Source organism: Streptomyces sp. NBC_01390, assembly GCF_045040105.1.
Taxonomy (GTDB): Bacteria; Actinomycetota; Actinomycetes; order Streptomycetales; family Streptomycetaceae; genus Streptomyces.
Window position 1 is genome coordinate 5,680,779 of the sequence record NZ_CP109551.1, and the last position, 19,430, is coordinate 5,700,208.

Consider the following 19,430-nt stretch of genomic DNA (forward strand, 5'->3'; position numbering starts at 1 on the left):
GGGGGTCAGGGAGTTCTCCCTGCCTCCCTGACCCGCCGGGGGTCGGCTCCCTGTCATTCGGCGGCGGAAGCGGAACCCTCGTCGTCGCGGTTGGTGAGGGCGCGGGCGACGCGTTCGGCACCGACGACCATGCGGCCGTCCGACTTGTACGGCTCGGCTCCGGTGCCGTCCAGTTCGCGCTTGAGGTCGATGAACGACCAGGCGCCGTAGGCGTCCGCGTCCAGCACAGCGAGCCGCTTGAGGACGTCCTGAGTGAGCACCCGGGTCGCGCCCCCGAGCACGCTCGCGATGTCTTCGAGTGCGTCTCGGTCCTCGCCCGTCTCGACAGCGCGCAGGGTGGTGACCCCGTCGCGCAGGGCCTTGGCGCGGTCGGCGATGACGACCGCTTCGTCGTCGTCGATGTAGTGCGTGCGGATCGTGATGGATGCCTGTCCGGCGGGAATGGCGATCCCGTCGGAGGCGACGACCAGCGTTCCCTTGTCCAGGCCCTGGCGCAGCAGGTGCGGGGCGGCGCCACCTTCCACGGCTTTGTCACCGAGCGCCATCTTGGCCTGAGACTCGGTGCCCAGCACGAGGGATGCGCGGGTGTGGGCGCCCTCGCGGACCAGCTTGGGAAGGTTCTGGTCAGTGGGGTCCTGGGTGCCTTCCCACAGCGTCACGTTGACCGCGCGGCCCTGGTTGTGGACCTTGCGGACGGCCATGAAGTAGCGGGAGGTGGCCTTGGATCCGCCGTAGGGGTTCTTGTCGGCGTCCTTGACCGGGCACATGAACGCGACCTGCGCTTCGTCCACGATGCCGACCAGCGGAAGGAACACGGTCCCGGGAGGGGACTGAAGGCGACGTTCCATCTCGGCTACCAGGCCTTCGACCATCTCGGTCGCCTGGATGACGTGGTCATCGGTCGGCCCCTGGATGAGCAGAGAGGCCAGACCGTCGAACATGGCCCAGTCGCCAGCGCCCTTGAGGTCAGCGATCCGGAACTCGACTGTGCGATCCAGCGCGAGCCACAGGGCGAGGGCTCGCAGGGCTGCGGTCTTGCCCTGGTTCGACAGGCCCGTGATCAGCAGGTGGCGCTGATACACGCTCAGGGCCGCCGCGTCGCCGCGCAGGTCCTGACCCCACGGGGCGCGCCCCTTGGCGTAGTCGGCGGTCATCGTCTCGTCGGTGACCAGCGGAGACGGCCCGATCGGCTCATCCAACGCACCCGAGTCGGCCACCCACAGACGGACCGTGCGGGCCGCTTCCGGGATGGTGATGAACACTTCGTGCTCGTGCCGGGTCAGGTTCTCAGCGAGCTTGCGGCGCCGGTTCTGCACTTCGATCGTGGAGACCCCCGAGGGCAGCGTGACGTCGACCTCGACGCCGCATCCGGCGATCCGGATCGGACCGAGCATGGACGCGCCGGCGTCGCCCATGTCCTTGATGGCGTTGCGCAGCGCGGGCACTCCGAGGTCGCGCAGGGCCTTGACGACGATGGACGGTGTGACCGGCTCACCCTCGCTCGATCGGACGTTGGCGGGCAGCGCCCACGAGGGCGCGGCCTGCTGCTTACTGCCGACCGCCCACAGCGCGAGCAGGGCGAGCAACGGGCCGACGATGACGGCAGTACCCCATGTGACCTGCACGATCCGGATGAGCAGGGCGATGAACTCGATGGTCGCTGCCAGTGGGGTGATGACGTCGGTGATGTCATGGTTGTTGATCGCCATCACGACCCCAAGGGCGACCAGCACGCCGATGCCCACCCCGGTACCGACCGCGAGACCCTTGGCGGCCTCTACGGGCGAGTGCAAGAGGTCCATGCGGCGGTGGTGGCGGGCCTGGCGGAAGCGCTGCAACCGCTCTTCCCACTCCTCGGCAGCTTCGAGGTTCCCGGCTGCTTCCGCTGTGCGGATCATGCGTTCGTAGCGGGCGCCGGTCTTGCCGTCCCAGGTGCGGCGGGCCACGATCCGGCCCCCGTTGAACGTGTAGAGACTGTGCCGCGCCACCGCACGAGCAGCGCTCTTCGTGTTCTCGTGCGTGACCACGGTCTTCACGGCGTGTCCGGAGCGCACCCACAACGGCACCAAAGGCGCCAGCGGGGCGTCGGGCACCACGGTCAACACCGTGGGAGTCACCTCCGACTCGGGGCCGGTCTGCGCGGTTTTGACGAGACGAACGATGTTGTCGGTCATGCTGGTACTGCTCCTGACTGCCCCTCTTGCGGGGCGGGAATGGAGGAAGGGCGCCGGGGTGCCGGTGTCCGTGGAAAGAGCGGGCACCCCGGCGGTCGTACGAGGTTCAGCAGTGGCGGCGGGCGCGGTTCTCGGCCCGGCTGAGCTGCGACGGCTCGCTGCGCGGCCCGTCGAACCAGCAGAAGGGGCGGATGGTGTCGGCGGCCTTGAACACGCGGATCGCGGCCCCCTGCGGGGCGTCGGGCAGCGGGTGGACGCGACCGCCGGCCAGAGAGGCCAGGAGCCGGGCGCCGTGGTGCTCGCATCCGTCCGCTCCCTCACCGACCGCGTCCGAAACGGTCACCACGGGCGGGCCGACGCACGGGGTGGGGTCCTGCGGGTGGGCTGCGGGGCAGCGGCCGTCCATGCTCACCACCACCCCGAAGCCTTCTTCGCCGCCTTCTCGCGGGCGGCCTCGGTGATCAGGCGCTGCTTCTCGCCGTGCAGGGCGGACAGTTCCGCGGTAAGCCGCATCTCAGCGTTGGCGGTGGTGGTGTCGATCTGCTGCTCAGCGCGGGCGGTGCTCTTGCCGCGTACGACCTTGTAGGAGCCGCCGACGGTGGCGCGGGCCATGGCCCGCCGCTCGGCACCGTTCAGCGGCCACGACTCGCCCCGCTTGACCGCTTCGAGCTTGGCGGTGGCCTTGTGGATCTCGCGGTCCAGACGGCGGATATCGGACTTGGACACGGTCAACTCTCCTTCGGACAGGTCGGGTTGGGGTAGGCGCACAGGACGCACATGCCGAGCGACGTCGGCATGCAGTAGCTGTAGGTGATCTCGCAGGTGGGGCAGGTGCGGCGGGCGAGCATCGCCAGCGCGAGGGCGCCCCACTTGCGGGAGGTCATCGGGCGGACGGGCTTGGCGAGGTCGATGCGGTAGAGGTAGGCGACCCGGACCCCGCCGGCCCGCCGGTTGACGCGCATGACCTGCGCCGCTATCGGCTGGCCCCCCGGACGCAGCCCCCGCGCCCGTAACTGGCGGCGGGTGGCGAACTCCTCGTCGTCGGGGGCGAACTTCCAGGGGAAGGTGGGGATGCCGTAGCGGGCGCCGGTCGGGTCGAAGCACTTGCCGTAGGCGGCGGACATCAGGCCACCCGCTTCCATGCCGCCCTGAGACGGACCTCGGATGCGGAGTGGCCGGCCGTGCGAAAGCGGATCGCCATCTCGCGGTAGGACAGGGCGGGAGTCTCGCTGTGCCTGATCTCGTCGACCAGGTCGTCAAGCTCCTGATCCGTGAGCGCCGATACCGCCTCCAGCGATCGGACCCCGATGGGCTGGGTGGGTCCCCATACGGGCAGTTCCCAGCGGGGTGTGACGTCGGGCGTGACGCGGCTCGTCACGCTGGTCAGCGCCCTGCCGGTGTCGTCTCCCTGCCGCGCCGCTTCCAGCGTCGACCACGCCCCGGCAAGGGACTTGGCAGTCTTGGCCTGGACGCGTGCGACGCGCGCCCCTGCCTGCGTCACGGCCGTCAGCCGCGTCTCCTCGGTCGCCGCCTCGGCCCGCAGTCGAGCGCGGGCCACGGCCGCTTCGTCCCGAGCCTCTTGCTGGATACCTCGGATCGCCCCGAGCGCGGACGGGGTGAGCGCGGTGCGCTCCCACAGCCCGTGCACCAACCACAGTGCCTTCGCCGCGACCGGCAACCACGCCACGGCCAGCCACGCGCCGGTGCCCTGCTCGGCAGTGAGCGCGTGGGCGACCAGGACACCGGCCGCGATGAGACCGAACGACCAACCGACGGCGGTGACGATGCGGTTGTGGTCGCCCTGCGCGGCGAGACGGCGCTCATACGCGAGGGTGGCCAACCAGCCGCCGTCGATGCCGAGACCGACGACCAGCGCGACCGGCCACGGCACCGCCGTGCCCAGCCACATCATGACCACGGCCAGGGTGAGGACCATGGACACCGCCGTCATCGCGACGGCGGGAAGAACGGTCTTAGCCTTCATGCCGCACCTCCCACCGCGATCACGACGGCGACGATGAGCAGGGCGCCGCCGGCGCAGGTGAGGTCGACCGCGCGCTTGAGGCCGGTGAACTTCACCACCGCGATGCGGGACAGGCCCGCGATGTCCGCGCCGATGTCCTCGGACAGGGCGGCGGTGATCTGCTCGGGGGTGAGCGTGGCCCACAGCGGGAAGCCCCGCCCGCCGCTCAGGTTGGGGCGGACCGAGCGCAACAGCAGGCCCGCCGCCGTGATCAGCGCGAGGATGCCGGTACTGCCCACGGTGAGGGCGGCGGCGGTGAGCGGGAGGTCACGGGCGACGGTCCAGGTGCCGGCCAGGACCGCGCCGACGAACGCCAGCAACAGCCCGGTCTTGGTGTCGGTCCGCGCGATCTCCGCTTTCACCTCAGCGTGTGCGGCCGTCAGGTTCTGGTCGGTGGTCCTCATGCGCCCACCTCCGGGGTGAGCGTCGCGGCAGTGTTCGCCAGCTCGCGGCCGGCGGCGAGCACCTTGCGGCGGGCCCGGCGGATGCGCCGCACGTCCAGCTCGGTGGGGGTGCGGTCCATGGTGATGATCTGCGCGTCCAACAGGTCGACCTGCGCGAGGATCAGCGGCATCTCGCGCTCGATGGCGTCCAGCTCAGCCGGTGTCGGCTCCATCCAGTCGGCGAACGCGGTAACAGCATCCTGAACAGTGACGATGTGCTTCATGGGTCGTGGTCTCCCTAGCAGGTTGGTACGGCCCGAAGCGGCGTCCGGGGGGCAACCCGGGCGCCGCGCGCCGTTGATGAAGTAGGTGAGGTCAGCCGTTGCGGCCGTAGGCCTCGTTCAGCTCCGCCACCGCGTCCGTGCACTCGCCGGACGTGATGCGGTCGTAGACCTCCTGGCCGATCTGGACGGCTTCCGGGGAGGTCAGGTCGGTGGTGGGCTCCTGCGACGTCACGCGTTGACTCCTGAGGTGTCGTAGGTGGTGGACCAGGCCGGACGAACCGGCCGGCTCCCCGCGCTCCCCTCCGTACGGCCCCCGCAAAGAGGCGGGCCCGGACGGATGGGAGAGGCAGCCGGCCCGCAGCGCGCTTGCGCTGTGGAACCAGGGGTGGACCGGGGATGTACGGCGCCGCCGCTCGGTCCATGCGGCGGCGCCCGGTATCTCGTCGGTTCACACCGACCTCCTTCAGCGAGAAGGGGAAGCGGCTTCACCGGCCCGCCCTCGCGGGGCGGACCGGTCCCGAGCCGGTGAATTCGGGTGCGTCATCGTCACCGCTCTGACGCCAGCAGGGCGGCGCGTACCGGGTAGCCCCCGAGGGGTTGACCTCCAGTGATGGAGGGATGATCCCCACGGCTGTTTCCCAGAGCCGGTACGCAAGAAAGTGACCGCCGGCGGCCATCACCCGGGCCGTTACGGGGACGGGGACTCTCACCCCATCGAAATCGACACACTGTTCAGTTCTCAAGGAACGAGCACTCCCCGACGAGCGCGGTAACCCCTGGTCAAAGGGGCTCCCGTCTTCACGGGACACGCCGGGCGCTGTCAGTGCAGGTGGATACACTCAATGGTGTTGCACCACTTGCTCAACTTGTTGGTACAAGCTGATGGAGTGATGCTGCACCCACGGGCAGCGAGGCGTCAAGGGGTTAGGGGCTACATGTACCAACAAGTTGCGCGAGTGCGTCATGATGGGTCCATGAACAAGCAGCCGAAGTACCGGCAAGTCGCTGACGTCCTGCGTCGGGAGATCGACAACGGCACCCACGCGCCGGGGGCGCGGCTGCCTTCTGAGAACGACCTACAGCAGCGTTTCGACGCGTCGAGGAACACCATCCGCAACGGTCTGAGCCTGCTGGTCAGTGAAGGATTGATCACGTCCAGCCAAGGGCTTGGCTACGAGGTCAACTCCCATGAGGTGTTCAAGCTCAACGCGTCTCGGTTCGAGAACCTGACGTTCCCGCAGAACGGGGACGCGTACAGCACCGACGTGACCAACGCTGGCCGACGACCGCACCAGACGTTCCGGGTCGAGATGTTGCCGGCGTCGAACGAGGTCGCTGAGCGGCTCAAGATCCAGCCGGGCATGAAGGCCGTATTGCGGTTTTGTCATCGCTATGTGGACGATGTTCCTTGGTCCACACAGGCGACCTACTATCCATCGTGGCTGGTAGACGAGTCGCCGCGACTGGCTGAGCCTGGTGACATCGAAGAGGGCACGACGCGGTATCTCGCCTCTCGGGGTATCGAACAGGTCGGGTACTTCGACGAAATCGCGGCTCGGATGCCCACGCCGGAAGAGGCCCGCCTACTTGAGATTGGAGCCGGTGTGCCGGTCATGCTCTGGACCAGAACGGGCTACTCGCCGGATCGCCCCATCCGATGCACGATCACGACGTTTCGGGGCGACTTGAACCGGATGAACTACGAGATCGGCGAGCTGTCCGCCCGAAGTGAGAACACGTGATCATCGCCCCCGCAGAGCCGCATGATGTGGCCAAGCTGCTGGCCTTCCGGGAGGAGGCAGCGGCTTGGCTGCGCGGTCGCGGTTACGACCAGTGGAGCCGTCCGTACCCGGCTGACAAGCTGCTGGCCACGATCGAGGCAGGCACCGTGTTCATGCTCCGTGACGGGCATACGACGGCCGGCACAATCACGCTTACCCCAGACGCCGAAGAAGGTCTGTGGACTGACGAGGAACTGGCCGAACCGTCGATCTTCGTCAACAAGCTCACCGTTGCGCGCGAGTACGCCGGGCAGAACCTCGGTGAACGCTTGCTTGGCTGGGCGGGCGACCGGGCGCACCGCGCGGGTGCTCAATGGCTCCGGCTGGACGCCTGGACAACGAACGAGGGGCTCCAGCGCTACTACCTCGCGCAGGGCTTCACGCACGTTCGCACCGTCTATGAGGGCACGGCGGTAAACGGTGGGTCACGGGTTTCCGGATGGCTCGCGCAGCGGGCGGCACGACTGACGGCGGATCACGGATTCACGGACCGCACGCCGCCTCCCGAGCGGCTCCGATTCGCGGCCTGAGCTGACCCGCGACGGAACAGGCTCACAGAGGAACACTCTTGAAGCCCTCGACATGTCACACCAGAGTTTGGCTGCAAGCAGAGAGCCCCTGCCAACTCCACGGCATGCGGCTGTGGCGAGGGCTGGTGCGCGCGAAGGTCACCGCATCTCCTCAGACGGGCGAGCGCGGCGCCACCGTCGTCGATAACGACACTTCCCCCAGGGGAAGTTGGCGCGATTATCCCCTAAGCCAGCGCATTCGCCACTGCCGCAGCAACTCCCAAGAAAAGGATGGCACCCAGTGACATCAATAGAGTCCCCTGGGCCATCATTCGCTGTGACACCGGGAACTGCTCCCCACCGAAAGCGACCTTGAAGGAATTCTTCAGAAGCCACAGGAGGGCTGACGAGTTATCTTCAGCTTCAGGCCTGGGAACAGCTCGATCCTTCAGCGCTCCTACGAGAAACAATGTCATGCCCCCGAGGAATACGACGAAGATGATGAAGCTGGCAACCGCTGCGAGGATGATCCAGAATACGTCCACGAGTGATCTCTTGCCGCACTTGGAAGGTTTCAAGCGGAGGAGAACCCTCTTCCCTCTCCTGGAGGACGGATCATTGATTCACCCGCGAGGGCCACTCCTCATTTTGCTAGACCACCGAGCCGTGAGGCGATTCGGTCAGGGCCTCTGCCACGGCTCGGCCAGTTACGATCTGCCGCACGGGGACGCCCTGAATCTCCTGTTCGATTTGCGGGGGGTGCTCTGTATTGACTAGATGCACCCGCACCACGAACTGGGTACCCTCCATGCCAATGCCAACCCCGCCCACTCGCTGATCCTGCTCGAAGCGGCGGTAGAGTGCGTCTCGTACCGCCTCGACGATGTCAAGATCAACCATGATGCCTCACTTCGGTCGTCAGGAGATGAGCGTTACGCCCAGCTTCTTCAGTATTGGGTCCAGCGGGGCTACGTACGAGACCGGGATGCCGCGCGCTTCGTCGAGCTCTGTTCCGCCGATGTGGAGCCCCACCGGTTCGCGGGAGTCTGGGCGAAACACTAGCGCCCCGCTGTCTCCACCTCTACTGAATCGCTTGCCAACTTCATCACTCGCTACGACCATAAGATCATCGAATCTTAGGTAACCCTCACCTTGGTACCACAGTTTGGTACTGAATCCGATGTCGATGACGGTTCCCGTCGTGCGCTTCGTCGTAGAGCCCACTTTGGCCACTTGGGAACCGATCACCGCCACCGGGGGCGGGATCGACGCCGAGAGCCCCCTGAGCTCGCCCACGTGAAACGAAACGTCTCCGTCTAGTACGCAAGTTGCCGCATCCATGATGTTTGGAGTCACTCCGTCTCGGTGAAGTTCCTCCTTCTCATCCAGGGCCCCGATACGACTTCTAGGCGCCTTGCCCCCCTGGTAGGGGCCGGGTTGCAGAATGTCATCTCCCTGTGTACCCCGGTCGCACGCAGCCAAGACATGATTATTCGACAGAAACCGGATCCGATCACTGTCGCGAGTGCTTGCGACGAAGGCTCCGAGAGTGCCGTAGGTCACCCTTTCATGGCCCACGGAGAGCCCAGGCCTGAGAGGTAGGCTCGGAGCAGCGCCAGCTGCGGTGGCTTGAGCCACCGCTCGGCCCACGTAGAGGATCCGCGCCTGGCCGTCAGCCTCCCCTTTCAGGTAGTGCGCAGTCTCCCATGCTTCCGGTTTGTCTACGTGTAGATGGATTGACAGTGCGTACTGAAGGCGGCCGGCCATAGAGGTGATCCCAAGACCCAGCTCCTCCAATGCCGATATCGGCATTGGAGGAGCTTCACCTGTGGGTCCGCCACACTCTGCCATGGCCCGAATTTTGCAGAGACTCCTATCCTCAACGGTCACGAGGGAGTCGAGGAGTTTGAGATGAAGCGACATCGCTGATTCAAGGTCCACGGGTCCTCCCGTGAGCATCCGGTACCTGGAGCCGCCTCGTGATGAGGAGCGAGGACTAAGGGGGGTCGAGAGTTCACGCCCTACTGCTCAAGGTTCCCATCTTTCGCGACCTGCGGCCAACGAAGCGCACGACCGTCCTAAGGCTTCGGCACGCCCGTGGATGGGTTCACGGCCGTGCCGACGGCAGACCGCACGCAGGATCTGAACGGGCCCGAACTACCCATGAACGGCAACCAGCAGAGTTGGAAAGCGTGTTGGGGCAACGCAGGATTGGCGCGCACAGACGGCACGAGCAGCGAACCCGCAACGCAGCATTGTCATGCCTCCATGGAGAAATCCTGGAGACGATCTTGAGATCGCGACCCCGAAGCACCACCGCAGACCGACACACACCGACGCTCTGACCTGCATCTTTAGCATGATCCCCAGGTTGGCGATCTTCCAGGGCCTAATTCGGGACGAAGAGGTCGTGGGTTCAAATCCCGCCACCCCGACAGTAAAACGCCAGGTCAGGCCCGGTGCTGAGAAATCAGCACCGGGCCTGATTTGCTTTGTGACCCTGTTTTGGGGGCCATTTGGGAGCCAACTGGGTGTGATCTTCGGGATCCGACTTCCGGTGGCTCCCCCGAGGAGCGGCCTTCTGACTCCTCTTGGCGCGGGCGTACGCATCGCGCCCCTAATGAGTCGATGCACGGCTTGCGCCGAGCAGACCTGAGACGGTACGACGATCGCCATGCGCCCTTGGTCTCCGTTGGATGACCGCCAGCTCGCACTCCTCACCCGCATCGGGAGCGGGGCTGACCCTGTCACTTCTGACAGCCCCAAGCTTGCCGTCACGGCTCACCTGCTCAGAGAGCAGGCTGACACTGCCCGGGGACGCATCGCGCCCGTTCCTTACTTTTAGTCACAAGATGATCACGAGGTGGAACGGGCAGGCGACCGGGTGGCTCATCAGCAAGAAGATGTCACTCTACGTTCGCCGGGATTGTCCGGCGCCCTGTGGGCTGGGGAGCCTCAGGGGTGAGGGGGTGGGGAATGAGTACTTACCGCTTCAATCCGCCGCCGGGTTGGCCTACGCCACCCGCTGGATGGATGCCGCCGCCGGACTGGCGGCCCGACGCCTCGTGGCCCCCGCTGCCCGACGGATGGCAGTTATGGGTCCCGGAGGCCGGTTCCGCCCCTGACGCCCTCGGCATCAGCCCTGCCACCGGAGCATCTGCCGTACTGGCCACAGCAGCTTCCGGGAGTACAAGCGCGGTGCCGGCGCCTCGGAAAGGCGGGCTGTTCGGGCGGCGGCGTGCGGATGCCGTGTCCGAGGCCGATGGGTTGCGGGCGTGGATCGAACGGACACAGGGCCTGGATGCAGCGCAAGTCGCGAGCCTCGTACGGCAGGTCGAGGCGGAGGCCACCGCTCTGCGTGAGAAGGCGTCCGCCGAAGCCGCCGAGGAGGGCGAAGGGATCCTCAAGGACGCTCGCGAGACGGCGACGGAGATCCTCGACGACGCACGCCGGACCGCGAAAGAGACCGAACGCGTGCGCAAGGAGGCGGACCGGCACCGCAAGGACGTCTCCAACGCCGAGCGGCAACTGGCCGAACTGCAGGGCCGGATCGTCAACGCCGACGAGACCGCGATGCTGCAGGAGGCCGGGATCTACTCCTACCGGCACGCGCTGCACGACGCGATCGCCTACCGCAGCCGGCTCGACACACTGCAGAACGAGATCAAGACGCTCGCCCGTGAAGGCCGCGCCGTCCAAGCGGCCACGGACTGGACGGTCAACGGCTCCAAACGCGAGGGCCAGAAGATGGTCCGCGACCTCTCCAAGCTCATGCTGCGCGCCTACAACGCCGAGGCCGACTACGCCGTGCGGTCCATGCGGCCGCACCGGCTGAGCTCTCTCGTCGACCGGCTCTTCAAGAGCCGCGAAACGATCGCCAGGCTCGGCGCCACCATGCACATCCGGATCACCGACCAGTACCACAACGCGCGCGTACGGGAGTTGGAACTCACCGCCGACTTCCTGCAGAAGAAGGAAGAGGAGAAGGAGGCCCAGCGCGAGGTACGCGCCCGGGAGCGTGAGGAGGCAGCGGTCCAGCGGGAACTCGACCGGCAGCGCGAGAAGCTCAACAAGGAACTCGGCCACTATCAGGCGGCACTCGACCGCCTGCGCGAGCGCGGTGATGAGGCCGGCGTCGCGGAGATGCAGGCCAAACTGGCGGAGATCGAGAACGCCTTGCAGGACGTCGAGTCCCGCGCGGCCAACATCCGCGCCGGCTATGTGTACGTCATCTCGAACATCGGCGCCTTCGGCGACCGCATGGTGAAGATCGGCATGACACGTCGACTCGAACCACTGGAGCGGGTCTACGAGTTGAGCGGCGCGGCCGTTCCCTTCCGCTTCGACGTCCACGCGCTGATCTTCAGCAAGGATGCGGTCGGCCTGGAGACGGAACTCCACCGCCAGTTCGCCTCACGACGGGTCAACCAGGTCAACAGCCGCAAGGAGTTCTTCTATGCCACCCCGGCGGAGGTGCGGGACTCGCTGCAGCGGTTCGCCGGACAGCATCTGATCGAGTTCACCGAGGAGCCCCAGGCTCTGGAATGGCGGGCGGGGCGGCGCCTGGGCGAAGCGGGTGCGCCTGCCGCGGGGGCAGGAGGAGTTGTGGCCCCGACAGCATGATGTGCGGCAATGCGTCACTACGATCACCGCCATGGATTGGCTGGAGCGTGCCGCGAAGCTGAGGCAGTGGAGCCGGGACGGGGTGCGGGCGCCGCACAAGCCGTTGCTGCTGCTGTACGCGCTGGGCCGTTTTCAGGCGGATGCCGCGGACGAGTTGCCGTACAGCGCGGTGGAGGCGGATCTGAAACAACTGCTTGTGGAGTACGGGCCGCCGCGTGCGACCACCCCCGCCTATCCCTTCCACCACCTGGTCAGCGACGGGGTGTGGGAAGTACGGACCGAGCACGGCGCCGGCAGCCCCGGCACCGGGGTACGGGAGCTCCGCGCCAGCCGGGCCGCTGGGCGACTGGCCCCAGACCTTCAGGCGGCGCTGCGGCGGGAACCGTCGCTGCTGGGCCGCATGGCAAGGGTGTTGCTGGATCTGCACTTCCCGGCGTCGCTGCACCAAGACCTGTGCGACACGGTGGGCCTGGAACTGGAACTGGAACTGACGGAGGCCGTCGCCCTGGCAGCACCCGGGCAACGGCAACGGGACCGGCGGATGCGGGAGATGGTGCTGACCGCGTACGAGTACCAGTGCGCCTTCTGCGGTTACGACGGCAGGATCGGCGCGGTGCCGGTCGGGCTGGAGGCCGCGCATGTGCGCTGGTGGGCGTTCGACGGTCCGGACGACGTCGACAACGGACTGTGCCTGTGCTCACTGCACCACAAGCTCTTCGACAAGGGCGTCCTCGGTGTCGGCGACGGCCACCGCATCCTGGTCTCCCAGCGCTTCGTCGGCCACAGCCCCGCCGCGCGCGAGCACGTCATCGCGCTCGCCGACCGACCACTCGTCGGACCTCAGCCCGGCGCCCACCCCGTCGCGGCGATTCACCGTTCCTGGCATACCAGCCAGGTCTTCCACGGCAGCCCGCGCCCTGCCGCGGCCACCTGACCTCGCATTGTCGGCTGCGCCCCGCTGGTAAGGAGTGCGATACCAAGAGTATGGTCTCTTATATGGCGACGAAGAAGGTAACCGTGACGATCCCCGAGGATCTTCTGGACGAGATCCGCGCGGACGCGGCTGAGCGGGGCCTGTCGGCGTACGTCGCCGAGGCGCTGCGCTTCAAGCGCGACCGGGACCGGCTCCTGGAACTGGTCGACTGGCTGCAGGAAGAACACGGCCCGGTGACTGAGGACGAGCGTGCAGCAGCCCTCGACGAGCTGGAGGATCTCGACGCCGAACACGCGCGGCGCCGCGCCTCCGGACAGCGCAACGCCGGAGAGGCTGCGTGAAGAAGCGCGCTGGTGAGCACGGGCAGAGGCCGCTCCGTGTCTTCGTGCTGGACTGTGAAGCCCTCTCCCTGGCGGTGCGCGGTGATCGGAAGATGATCGCCTGGCTCGACCTCGCGGCGCGAGGTGAGGCCGAAGTGGTGACGTCGCCGATGACTCTGGTCGAGGCGTACGACGGCAGAACGACCGAACAGCGCTGGGACTGGGTACTGTCCCGGCTCCAGGTCGCCGACATCGGGAAGGACGAGGCCCGCCAGGCACGCCGGCTCCTGGCCGACGGCAAGCTGCACGGCCACAAGTACGCGATCGACGCCGTGCTCGCCGTAATCGCACGACAGCAGAAGGGACAGGTCACGGTCTTCACCTCCGACGTCGACGACCTGGAGAAGCTGGTCCCGGACACCATCGTCGTCAAGAAGGTGTGACCCGACCCGCGCCCCTCAAGGCCTGAGGGGCCACGAAGTTTCCGGACAGGCACCTAATAGGGTCGTCCTGAACAAGGAAACGAGGCGCCTGCCTCTTCGGGGTGCGCGACTCCTTCGGGTTCCAGCCGCTGGCCGAAGATCGCGAACTGCCGGAAGACGCTCCGAGGGGGGCGTACTGCCTTCATCGCATACCTCGGATCCGAGTACTCCCACAGCACCACCTGGCTCACCGGGGCCGAACCGGCCGCTGCCGACTGGGACGAGACCGACAGCTCCGGCGCGCACAGCCGTCGCGCGGTCGCGGGAGACGCCACCCACTGGGGACCTGTTTGGGAAGTGATGCGGACGCTGGGCGGGCTGCACGGCCCGGAGAACGTACGACTTCGTCGTCCGGTTCGATTGACCACCGAGCTGTCGGAGGACGAAAGCGGTGGGCCAGGATGAGGCGATGACGCGATGGTTCCGCAGCTACTGGGACGAAGAAGACACCTGGTTCTACTTCGATGTCGGTGACGACGGATGGGTGAGCCGTCAGGTCGAACTCGAAGGTCCAGCGCGGCGACCCATCGCCGCCGCTTCGGCCGAGGACAACGATGCCCGGTACGGCTTCACTGCGGAGTCGCCCGTCACCGACTGGGAAGGGCACGTCGAGGAGCCGCTGACCCTCCAGGACTTCGAAGAGGTCTGGGCCGAAGCCCGGCAACACCTCACGGCGCCCGAAGGCTGACGTACTGGCCGACGACTGTCAGAACGGGACAGCAGGGAGCCCGAGCCCCACGCCGCACGAAAACTTGCTCACGCAATGACGCCCCAGAACGACACCACACCCCGAGCACGCCCGAGGCTGGGAGAAATCTGGGAGATGATCACACCGAACCGCAATCTCCTTGTCCTTCCCCGGGAACAGACGCCCGAGGGCTGCAAGGCCATGGATGAACGCCGCGCCACCAACGTGCTCCCGACTCTCCGAGCCGCGGATTCCGGCCCGGCCTGGAAGCCGGGGACGATCAGAAAGCGAGGTCGTCCCAGGTGACGTGCAGGTTGAAGGGTTCGGGGAAGTCGATGCCCAGGTCCGTCGGCTCCCACTCGCCCACCGGGACGTATATGGCCGGGCGCAGTGGCTTGACGGTAAGACCGGCGGTGGGAACGGGGGCCAGTTCGTAGGCGCGTACGGCGCTGATGTCCCAGGTGCCGGCTGAGTCGAGTTCGACCTCCCAGTACCAGGGGATCCCGGCCTCGGCGTAGCGGGCCATCTTCCAGACCACGCGCTTACGGGTGTCCGAGCCGGAGAGGACCTCGCCGGCCAGCACGGTGTCGGTGGTGAAGGTGTCGGCGCCGCGGGGCAGGCAGTGGCGCACGAGGAAGTCGGGGGTGAGGAAGCTGGACTTGTCGGGCTTGAAGAAGACGTTGGTCTCGACCCCGACCTGCCAGCAGGACTGCTTGCCCTCGCCGGACGCGGTGCGCATGGCCTCGCGGGCGGAGGCTCCGAGCGCGTTGCGCATCCGGACGGAGAACTGCTGGTGCTCGAGTGGGCCGCGCCGGTTCCAGGTCACCCGCCGGTCCCAGAGCTCGATGTCGGCGGCGAGGTCGTCGGGGAGCTGCTGGAGTTCCTCCCAGCTCAGGAACTCGGGAACATGTGCTTCCGGCCCGTTGAGCGAGCCTGCTGACATGTCGCCTCCCGCATGTGGTTCTCCCGACTCACGCTAGCGGAAACGGCGGGCCTGTCCGGGCTGACGGGGAGCGGTCGGGCGGCATCATGCACGCACTGCGTCCGACCCGATCACCCACGCAAGCACGATGGGAGCCGTTTGGGAGCCGGCTTACAGGTCGTGGGTTCGAATGCCGCCACCCGACAGTGAAGCACCAGGTCAGGGCCCGGTGCTGAGAAATCAGTGCCGGGCCTGTCTCGTTCTCCAGGGGCTCTCTGGGGAGATCCTGGAGAAGATCTTGGAATCTGTCTCCGGATCAGCGCGGCTGCTAGACCCGTTCCAGTGAGCGATGAGGGAAGGGCGGGGTTTCGACCTGGATGGCATCGTCGGGGCGGACGATCCCTCCGTGCCGGACCACGGCCATGACGCCGCTCTTGAATGTGAACTCACCGGTCACGGAGTCCATGGTGAAGACTTCGGCGAGCAGTCCCTTGCGGAAGTCGTTGATCTTCGCGCATGGGTTGCGCAGTCCCGTGACCTCGAGTACCGCCTGCTCTCCGAGATGGAGCAGAGCGCCGGCGGGCAGGCCCAGCAGGTCCACATCTCGCGTGGTTATGTTCTCGCCGAGCTGACCCGCAGAGACCTTGAAGCCCTTGAGCGCGAGCTCGCCGAAGAGTTCCTCGTGCATCAGGTGGACCTGGCGCAGGTTGGGCAGGTCCGGCTCGTAGGTCATGCGGAACTGATGGCGGATCGTCTCACCTGCGTGCACGTCTCCCTCCACCCCGAGCCCTGTGAGCAGCCTGATGGAATCTCGATTGGGCTTGCTGAACGAGTACACCTCGTTACGGCTGACTGCGGCGACCTGGCCGGTCATCACGCCCTCCCCCTGTGGTCGTTCTGCGGCAGTCGATCTTATTGGTGGGGCAACCAGCTTTACGAGGAGAGCCCAGTGAGCGGGCCGGGCGGATGCGCCAGTACCCGCTTCTGCGCGAGTTTCCCAGACAACCCTCAGCGAGTTTTCAGCAACGCATCCAGAAAAGGCGCGGTCCGATCTTGACCGCCTCGCAGAGTAGCGTTCGACGCACGTCGGCTCCTGGCCGACGCCAAGTTGCACATCCACAAGTACGCGATCGACGCCGTGCTCGCCGTGATCGCGCGACAGCAGAAGGGACAGGTCGCCGTCTTCACCTCGGACGTCGACGACCTGGAGAAGCTGGTCCCGGACACTATCGTCGTCAAGAAGGTGTGACCCGACCCGCGCGGCTTCAAGCCCCGGATCCTGGCCAGGGCAGACGCGTCAGTCGCCCAACCTGACCGGGCTCTCACGCTCAGTGCCGCGCTTGCCTTCGCGAGTTCGCTCGGTGCGCTCCCGTGGGTCCTGCGCATGATCTGCTGCCCTTCCGTTCATGGCCAGGACGGCGCACTCCGCCCACACCGTCTTGCCCAGGGGGTGGCGGGGCGTCGATCCCCAGCGCACCGACAGGAGGTCCACGAGGAGCAGCCCCCGGCCTGACTCGCCCTCGGGGTACGAGGTGGGTGGGGTCGTGGGCGGGCGCTTCACGGAGGCGGCGTCCGAGACCTCGATGCGTACGAAGCCTGCGGCCGCGTCCAAAGTGAGTCGGAGTCCGAAGTCCCGTCCGGCGACCCGGCCGTGCAGCACGGCGTTCGCCGCGAGTTCGCCGACGACGAGGGCGATCGTGCACGACGCGTCCGACGCCGGCGGGTGGCCCCACACCTCCATCTGCCGGACAGCGAGGCGTCGGGCGAGCTGCGCGCCTCTCGGTGAGGATCCGAACTGCTCCGCGAATGAAGGCAGTTCACTCGGCCCGTCACCCGTTGCAGTCGTTGCGGTTGTTGCGGTCGTTCCTGTCGACACTGCTGATCCCCGTCCTTATCTGTTCCGTCTCGGGGCATCCGGCCCGGCGCCCTTTCGCGGCGTACGCGATTCGTCACGTTCCGTACTCAAGAGTCGGTCGATCGCTCTACGCTCGACAGGGGGCGCAGACTTACCTTTCATCCCGTAAGGAACGGAAGTGATGCTTTGGCCAACGGAATTGACCCCAGTACGTCGATGGCGGCGCTGTTCGGCTCGCGGGTGCGCAGGCTTCGTACGGCGGCCGGACTGACCCAGCCCGAACTCGGTGCGATGGTGCACGTGGTGGGCACGCGGATCACGCAGATCGAGCGGGCGTCCGGGGCGAAACCGACGTTCCCATTGGCCCGTGCGCTCGATGTGGCCCTCGAAGCGGACGATCTGCTCGTCGACCTGTGGCCGTACGTGTATCGGGAGTCGTTTCCCAACTGGTCGCGGAAGTTCATGGAGTACTCGGCGCGAGCAGTGGCCATCAGGCAGTACGCGGCTCACGTGGTGCCGGGCCTGTTGCAGACGGAGGACTACGCGCGGGCCGTTCTCAGCCTGGACGCTCTGTTGGACGGCGAAGAGCAGTTGGAGGAGCGCGTCACAGCCCGTATGGGACGGCAGGAACGGCTGACCGCGCCCGACCGGCCGGAGTTGTGGGTGATCCTGGACGAGGCGGTTCTCAGGCGTCCGATCGGTGGCGACGCAGTGATGCGGAAGCAGTTGGCACGACTTCTCGACGCGGCAGCGGAACGTCACAGCACCGTGCAGGTACTGCCGTTCGACCAAGGTGGGCACGAGGCGATGGGCGGCTCGCTCACGATCCTCACCCTGCCGGACGGCTCAGAAGTGGCCTACACAGAGGGTGCGGACTACGGCCAACTCATCGAGGAACCAGCCGACGTCAGCCGCTACAAGGTGATTTACGATCGGCTGCGGGCGGCAGCCCTGCCCCCGCTCATGTCGCTCGACATGGTCCGGTCCACGTTGGAGGGCAACTACCGTGGCGCGAATCTCCCGTCCCGATCTGAACGACGCCGCCTGGCGCAGGAGCAGCTACAGCAATCAGGCGGGGGGCGATTGCGTGGAAGTGGCCGACGGGTTCCGGGGCGTCGTCCCGGTTCGTGACAGTAAGGCCCCAGAGGGCCCGGAGTTGTGCTTCGGTGACGGCTCATGGGCCGTGTTCATAGGTGAGTTGAAGGGCTGACACCGCCGTCCCCCAGGTGGCCGGGGCCCGGTCGCCGTCCGTCCGACGGGCTCACCGGGTCCTTGTTCGCGAGGGTCCGGCGGGCCACTGACCTCCTCAAAGAACCGGGGGAAAGAACTACCCGCCCACCCACCCTCCCCGGCCGCGAGCCCGCGTTCACCCGTCCGAGTGACCGGCTTGCAGGCGTGGGATGCGGGCGGTTACGTTCGCGGCGACCACCACACACAAATGCGGCCCCCGGCCGGGATTCCCGTCCCGATCGAGGGCCTGACCGATCAGGAAGTAGTCCCTTCCCAAATGGCTGAAACCCAGTCTAATGCGCGCCTGCGCGCCGATGCCGGAGCACCTACCTCCGGCGTGATCCACGTACGCACCCGCCTCACCGCCGACTTCACCGTGATCGCCAACGCCCTCGCCCAGCGACGCGGCAGCGCGGTCACCATCGGCGTCGCCGCCTACATCGCCTCCCTTCCCGACGCCTCGTCCGTCAGCATCACCGCCCTGTGCGCGCACTTCAGCGAAGGCGAGATCCTCATCTCGCGTGCGCTACGGGAGCTGGAGGCTGCGGGTTATCTGGAGCGCCGCCGCGAGCGAACCTCCACCGGGACGGTCCGTACTCGGACGTACTTTTACGACGTCCCAGGCGGCCATCCCGAGCCGCCCAAGCCGCGTCGGCCCCGGAAGCAGCCGGACTCCTCGCAGGTGGCGGTCCCTTCCGTGACCGTGCGGGATGCGACGCCCACAACCGCTCAGGCGGAATCCGAGGAACCAGCATCAGCATCAGCACAAGAGCCGGTGCCGGTACCAGCACCAGCGGCACTCGACGGCGCCGATCCACAGGCCGTCGCCGTACTCACCGCGCTGCGTCGGGTCGACCCGCGCCTCGTGCTGTCCGCGGGGGAGGCTGCCCGGCTGGCCCCGGCCGTGACCGAGTGGCTGGCGGCGGGCGTGGCGGCGCCTGAGATCACCGAGTTGCTCACCGCGCGGCTCCGCGACAGTTTCAAGGGCCGTCCGGCAGGCATCCTCGCCTTTCGTCTCCGGGAGACGCCTCTCCCCGCGCCACCGCCGCTCCCCCTCCGGCCGATCACGCCCCGCCCACTCGTGCTGCCCTTCCAGGACTGCGACGGCTGTGACCGGCCCTTCCGGGCCCCCACACCCGGACGCTGCCGGGACTGCCGACCGGTGGACCGTCTCCGGGCAGCGGGCTGAGCCGGTCAACGGGGACAAGATTTGGTTCAGTAG

Annotated in this window: 25 protein-coding genes; 11 read left to right on the forward strand and 14 right to left on the reverse strand. The window is 67.1% G+C overall.

Annotated elements, in window-relative coordinates:
* Positions 1–53: 53 nt before the first annotated feature.
* The 8 genes from OG241_RS25625 to OG241_RS25660 all read right to left on the reverse strand — a co-directional run bounded on the left by OG241_RS25625 (position 54) and on the right by OG241_RS25660 (position 5,096).
* Positions 54–2,174 carry an FtsK/SpoIIIE domain-containing protein gene (locus tag OG241_RS25625; RefSeq protein ID WP_405818247.1) on the reverse strand — a complete coding sequence of 707 codons (2,121 nt, stop codon included), beginning with the start codon at positions 2,172–2,174 and terminating at the stop codon, positions 54–56.
* Positions 2,175–2,280: 106 nt separating this feature from the next.
* Complete coding sequence (locus tag OG241_RS25630; protein ID WP_405818249.1) at positions 2,281–2,592, reverse strand: hypothetical protein; 312 nt, start codon at positions 2,590–2,592, stop codon at positions 2,281–2,283.
* Complete coding sequence (locus tag OG241_RS25635; RefSeq protein WP_405818250.1) at positions 2,583–2,900, reverse strand: hypothetical protein; 318 nt, start codon at positions 2,898–2,900, stop codon at positions 2,583–2,585. Before OG241_RS25635 ends, OG241_RS25630 begins: the two co-directional genes overlap by 10 nt.
* Positions 2,901–2,902: 2 nt before the next feature.
* Positions 2,903–3,298 carry an RRQRL motif-containing zinc-binding protein gene (locus OG241_RS25640; protein WP_405818252.1) on the reverse strand — a complete coding sequence of 132 codons (396 nt, stop codon included), beginning with the start codon at positions 3,296–3,298 and terminating at the stop codon, positions 2,903–2,905.
* Complete coding sequence (locus OG241_RS25645; protein WP_405818254.1) at positions 3,298–4,158, reverse strand: protein spdB; 861 nt, start codon at positions 4,156–4,158, stop codon at positions 3,298–3,300. Before OG241_RS25645 ends, OG241_RS25640 begins: the two co-directional genes overlap by 1 nt.
* Positions 4,155–4,601 carry a Pycsar system effector family protein gene (locus tag OG241_RS25650; RefSeq protein ID WP_405818256.1) on the reverse strand — a complete coding sequence of 149 codons (447 nt, stop codon included), beginning with the start codon at positions 4,599–4,601 and terminating at the stop codon, positions 4,155–4,157. Before OG241_RS25650 ends, OG241_RS25645 begins: the two co-directional genes overlap by 4 nt.
* Complete coding sequence (locus OG241_RS25655; RefSeq protein WP_405818258.1) at positions 4,598–4,864, reverse strand: DUF6284 family protein; 267 nt, start codon at positions 4,862–4,864, stop codon at positions 4,598–4,600. The genes OG241_RS25650 and OG241_RS25655 overlap by 4 nt, the downstream gene beginning before the upstream one ends.
* Before the next feature lie 91 nt (positions 4,865–4,955).
* Positions 4,956–5,096, reverse strand: a complete 141-nt coding sequence (locus OG241_RS25660) for a hypothetical protein (RefSeq protein WP_405818260.1) — start codon at positions 5,094–5,096, stop codon at positions 4,956–4,958.
* 742 nt (positions 5,097–5,838) lie between these two features.
* Here OG241_RS25660 and OG241_RS25665 point away from each other — a divergent pair.
* Together OG241_RS25665 and OG241_RS25670 are read left to right on the forward strand one after the other, a co-directional pair.
* On the forward strand, positions 5,839–6,606 hold the full coding sequence (locus OG241_RS25665; protein WP_405818262.1) for a GntR family transcriptional regulator: 768 nt from the start codon (positions 5,839–5,841) through the stop codon (positions 6,604–6,606).
* Positions 6,603–7,175: a GNAT family N-acetyltransferase gene (locus tag OG241_RS25670; protein ID WP_405818264.1), complete on the forward strand. Its 573-nt coding sequence runs from the start codon at positions 6,603–6,605 to the stop codon at positions 7,173–7,175. The genes OG241_RS25665 and OG241_RS25670 overlap by 4 nt, the downstream gene beginning before the upstream one ends.
* A 224-nt stretch (positions 7,176–7,399) precedes the next feature.
* Here OG241_RS25670 and OG241_RS25675 read toward each other — a convergent pair whose 3' ends face one another.
* The 3 genes from OG241_RS25675 to OG241_RS25685 all read right to left on the reverse strand — a co-directional run bounded on the left by OG241_RS25675 (position 7,400) and on the right by OG241_RS25685 (position 9,095).
* Complete coding sequence (locus OG241_RS25675; RefSeq protein WP_405818266.1) at positions 7,400–7,699, reverse strand: hypothetical protein; 300 nt, start codon at positions 7,697–7,699, stop codon at positions 7,400–7,402.
* A 106-nt stretch (positions 7,700–7,805) separates the two neighbouring features.
* A complete protein-coding gene (locus tag OG241_RS25680) occupies positions 7,806–8,054 on the reverse strand; it encodes a hypothetical protein (protein ID WP_405818268.1) in 249 nt (82 codons plus the stop codon).
* An 18-nt stretch (positions 8,055–8,072) separates the two neighbouring features.
* Positions 8,073–9,095: a hypothetical protein gene (locus OG241_RS25685; RefSeq protein ID WP_405818270.1), complete on the reverse strand. Its 1,023-nt coding sequence runs from the start codon at positions 9,093–9,095 to the stop codon at positions 8,073–8,075.
* A 1,308-nt stretch (positions 9,096–10,403) separates the two neighbouring features.
* On the opposite strand from OG241_RS25685, the gene OG241_RS25690 reads away from it, so the two are divergent.
* From OG241_RS25690 to OG241_RS25710, 5 genes are all read left to right on the forward strand, one after another.
* On the forward strand, positions 10,404–11,777 hold the full coding sequence (locus OG241_RS25690) for a DUF4041 domain-containing protein (RefSeq protein ID WP_405818272.1): 1,374 nt from the start codon (positions 10,404–10,406) through the stop codon (positions 11,775–11,777).
* A 31-nt stretch (positions 11,778–11,808) separates the two neighbouring features.
* Positions 11,809–12,711, forward strand: a complete 903-nt coding sequence (locus OG241_RS25695; RefSeq protein WP_405818274.1) for a phosphorothioated DNA-binding restriction endonuclease — start codon at positions 11,809–11,811, stop codon at positions 12,709–12,711.
* 62 nt (positions 12,712–12,773) lie between these two features.
* Entirely contained in the window at positions 12,774–13,052 is a 279-nt protein-coding gene (locus OG241_RS25700; protein WP_405818276.1) for a CopG family transcriptional regulator, read from the forward strand.
* Positions 13,049–13,474: a PIN domain-containing protein gene (locus OG241_RS25705; protein WP_405818278.1), complete on the forward strand. Its 426-nt coding sequence runs from the start codon at positions 13,049–13,051 to the stop codon at positions 13,472–13,474. The genes OG241_RS25700 and OG241_RS25705 overlap by 4 nt, the downstream gene beginning before the upstream one ends.
* A gap of 448 nt (positions 13,475–13,922) precedes the next feature.
* Positions 13,923–14,201, forward strand: coding sequence for a hypothetical protein (locus OG241_RS25710; protein ID WP_405818282.1), 279 nt, complete (start codon positions 13,923–13,925; stop codon positions 14,199–14,201).
* 280 nt (positions 14,202–14,481) lie between these two features.
* Here the strand turns inward: OG241_RS25710 and OG241_RS25715 are convergent, their stop codons facing one another.
* On the reverse strand, positions 14,482–15,144 hold the full coding sequence (locus OG241_RS25715) for a Uma2 family endonuclease (protein WP_405818284.1): 663 nt from the start codon (positions 15,142–15,144) through the stop codon (positions 14,482–14,484).
* A 307-nt stretch (positions 15,145–15,451) separates the two neighbouring features.
* The gene (locus OG241_RS25720; protein ID WP_405818286.1) at positions 15,452–15,997 is read right to left on the reverse strand and encodes an MOSC domain-containing protein; all 546 of its coding nucleotides are present in this window, start codon (positions 15,995–15,997) and stop codon (positions 15,452–15,454) included.
* Between the two features lie 234 nt (positions 15,998–16,231).
* On the opposite strand from OG241_RS25720, the gene OG241_RS25725 reads away from it, so the two are divergent.
* Positions 16,232–16,372 (forward strand): hypothetical protein, encoded by a 141-nt coding sequence (locus OG241_RS25725; RefSeq protein WP_405818288.1) that lies wholly within the window; start codon positions 16,232–16,234, stop codon positions 16,370–16,372.
* Positions 16,373–16,420: 48 nt separating this feature from the next.
* On the opposite strand, the gene OG241_RS25730 is transcribed toward OG241_RS25725, so the two are convergent.
* Positions 16,421–16,999, reverse strand: coding sequence for an ATP-binding protein (locus tag OG241_RS25730; RefSeq protein WP_405818290.1), 579 nt, complete (start codon positions 16,997–16,999; stop codon positions 16,421–16,423).
* 195 nt (positions 17,000–17,194) lie between these two features.
* Between OG241_RS25730 and OG241_RS25735 the strand changes: the two genes are divergently transcribed.
* The 3 genes from OG241_RS25735 (at position 17,195) to OG241_RS25745 (ending at position 19,397) form a co-directional block, all read left to right on the forward strand.
* Positions 17,195–18,109 (forward strand): Scr1 family TA system antitoxin-like transcriptional regulator, encoded by a 915-nt coding sequence (locus OG241_RS25735; RefSeq protein WP_405826421.1) that lies wholly within the window; start codon positions 17,195–17,197, stop codon positions 18,107–18,109.
* Positions 18,072–18,188 carry a DUF397 domain-containing protein gene (locus tag OG241_RS25740; protein ID WP_405818292.1) on the forward strand — a complete coding sequence of 39 codons (117 nt, stop codon included), beginning with the start codon at positions 18,072–18,074 and terminating at the stop codon, positions 18,186–18,188. Before OG241_RS25735 ends, OG241_RS25740 begins: the two co-directional genes overlap by 38 nt.
* 297 nt (positions 18,189–18,485) lie before the next feature.
* Complete coding sequence (locus OG241_RS25745) at positions 18,486–19,397, forward strand: hypothetical protein (protein WP_405818294.1); 912 nt, start codon at positions 18,486–18,488, stop codon at positions 19,395–19,397.
* Positions 19,398–19,430: the final 33 nt, after the last annotated feature.

Bases quoted from the DNA above. Each gene is read 5' to 3' on its own strand.
- OG241_RS25625 (WP_405818247.1), bottom strand. From the start codon at position 2,174: ATGACCGACAACATCGTTCGTCTCGTCAAAACCGCGCAGACCGGCCCC.
- OG241_RS25640 (WP_405818252.1), bottom strand. From the start codon at position 3,298: ATGTCCGCCGCCTACGGCAAGTGCTTCGACCCGACCGGCGCCCGCTAC.
- OG241_RS25645 (WP_405818254.1), bottom strand. From the start codon at position 4,158: ATGAAGGCTAAGACCGTTCTTCCCGCCGTCGCGATGACGGCGGTGTCC.
- OG241_RS25650 (WP_405818256.1), bottom strand. From the start codon at position 4,601: ATGAGGACCACCGACCAGAACCTGACGGCCGCACACGCTGAGGTGAAA.
- OG241_RS25655 (WP_405818258.1), bottom strand. From the start codon at position 4,864: ATGAAGCACATCGTCACTGTTCAGGATGCTGTTACCGCGTTCGCCGAC.
- OG241_RS25665 (WP_405818262.1), top strand. From the start codon at position 5,839: ATGAACAAGCAGCCGAAGTACCGGCAAGTCGCTGACGTCCTGCGTCGG.
- OG241_RS25680 (WP_405818268.1), bottom strand. From the start codon at position 8,054: ATGGTTGATCTTGACATCGTCGAGGCGGTACGAGACGCACTCTACCGC.
- OG241_RS25695 (WP_405818274.1), top strand. From the start codon at position 11,809: ATGGATTGGCTGGAGCGTGCCGCGAAGCTGAGGCAGTGGAGCCGGGAC.
- OG241_RS25700 (WP_405818276.1), top strand. From the start codon at position 12,774: ATGGCGACGAAGAAGGTAACCGTGACGATCCCCGAGGATCTTCTGGAC.
- OG241_RS25710 (WP_405818282.1), top strand. From the start codon at position 13,923: ATGACGCGATGGTTCCGCAGCTACTGGGACGAAGAAGACACCTGGTTC.
- OG241_RS25715 (WP_405818284.1), bottom strand. From the start codon at position 15,144: ATGTCAGCAGGCTCGCTCAACGGGCCGGAAGCACATGTTCCCGAGTTC.
- OG241_RS25720 (WP_405818286.1), bottom strand. From the start codon at position 15,997: ATGACCGGCCAGGTCGCCGCAGTCAGCCGTAACGAGGTGTACTCGTTC.
- OG241_RS25735 (WP_405826421.1), top strand. From the start codon at position 17,195: ATGGCGGCGCTGTTCGGCTCGCGGGTGCGCAGGCTTCGTACGGCGGCC.
- OG241_RS25745 (WP_405818294.1), top strand. From the start codon at position 18,486: ATGGCTGAAACCCAGTCTAATGCGCGCCTGCGCGCCGATGCCGGAGCA.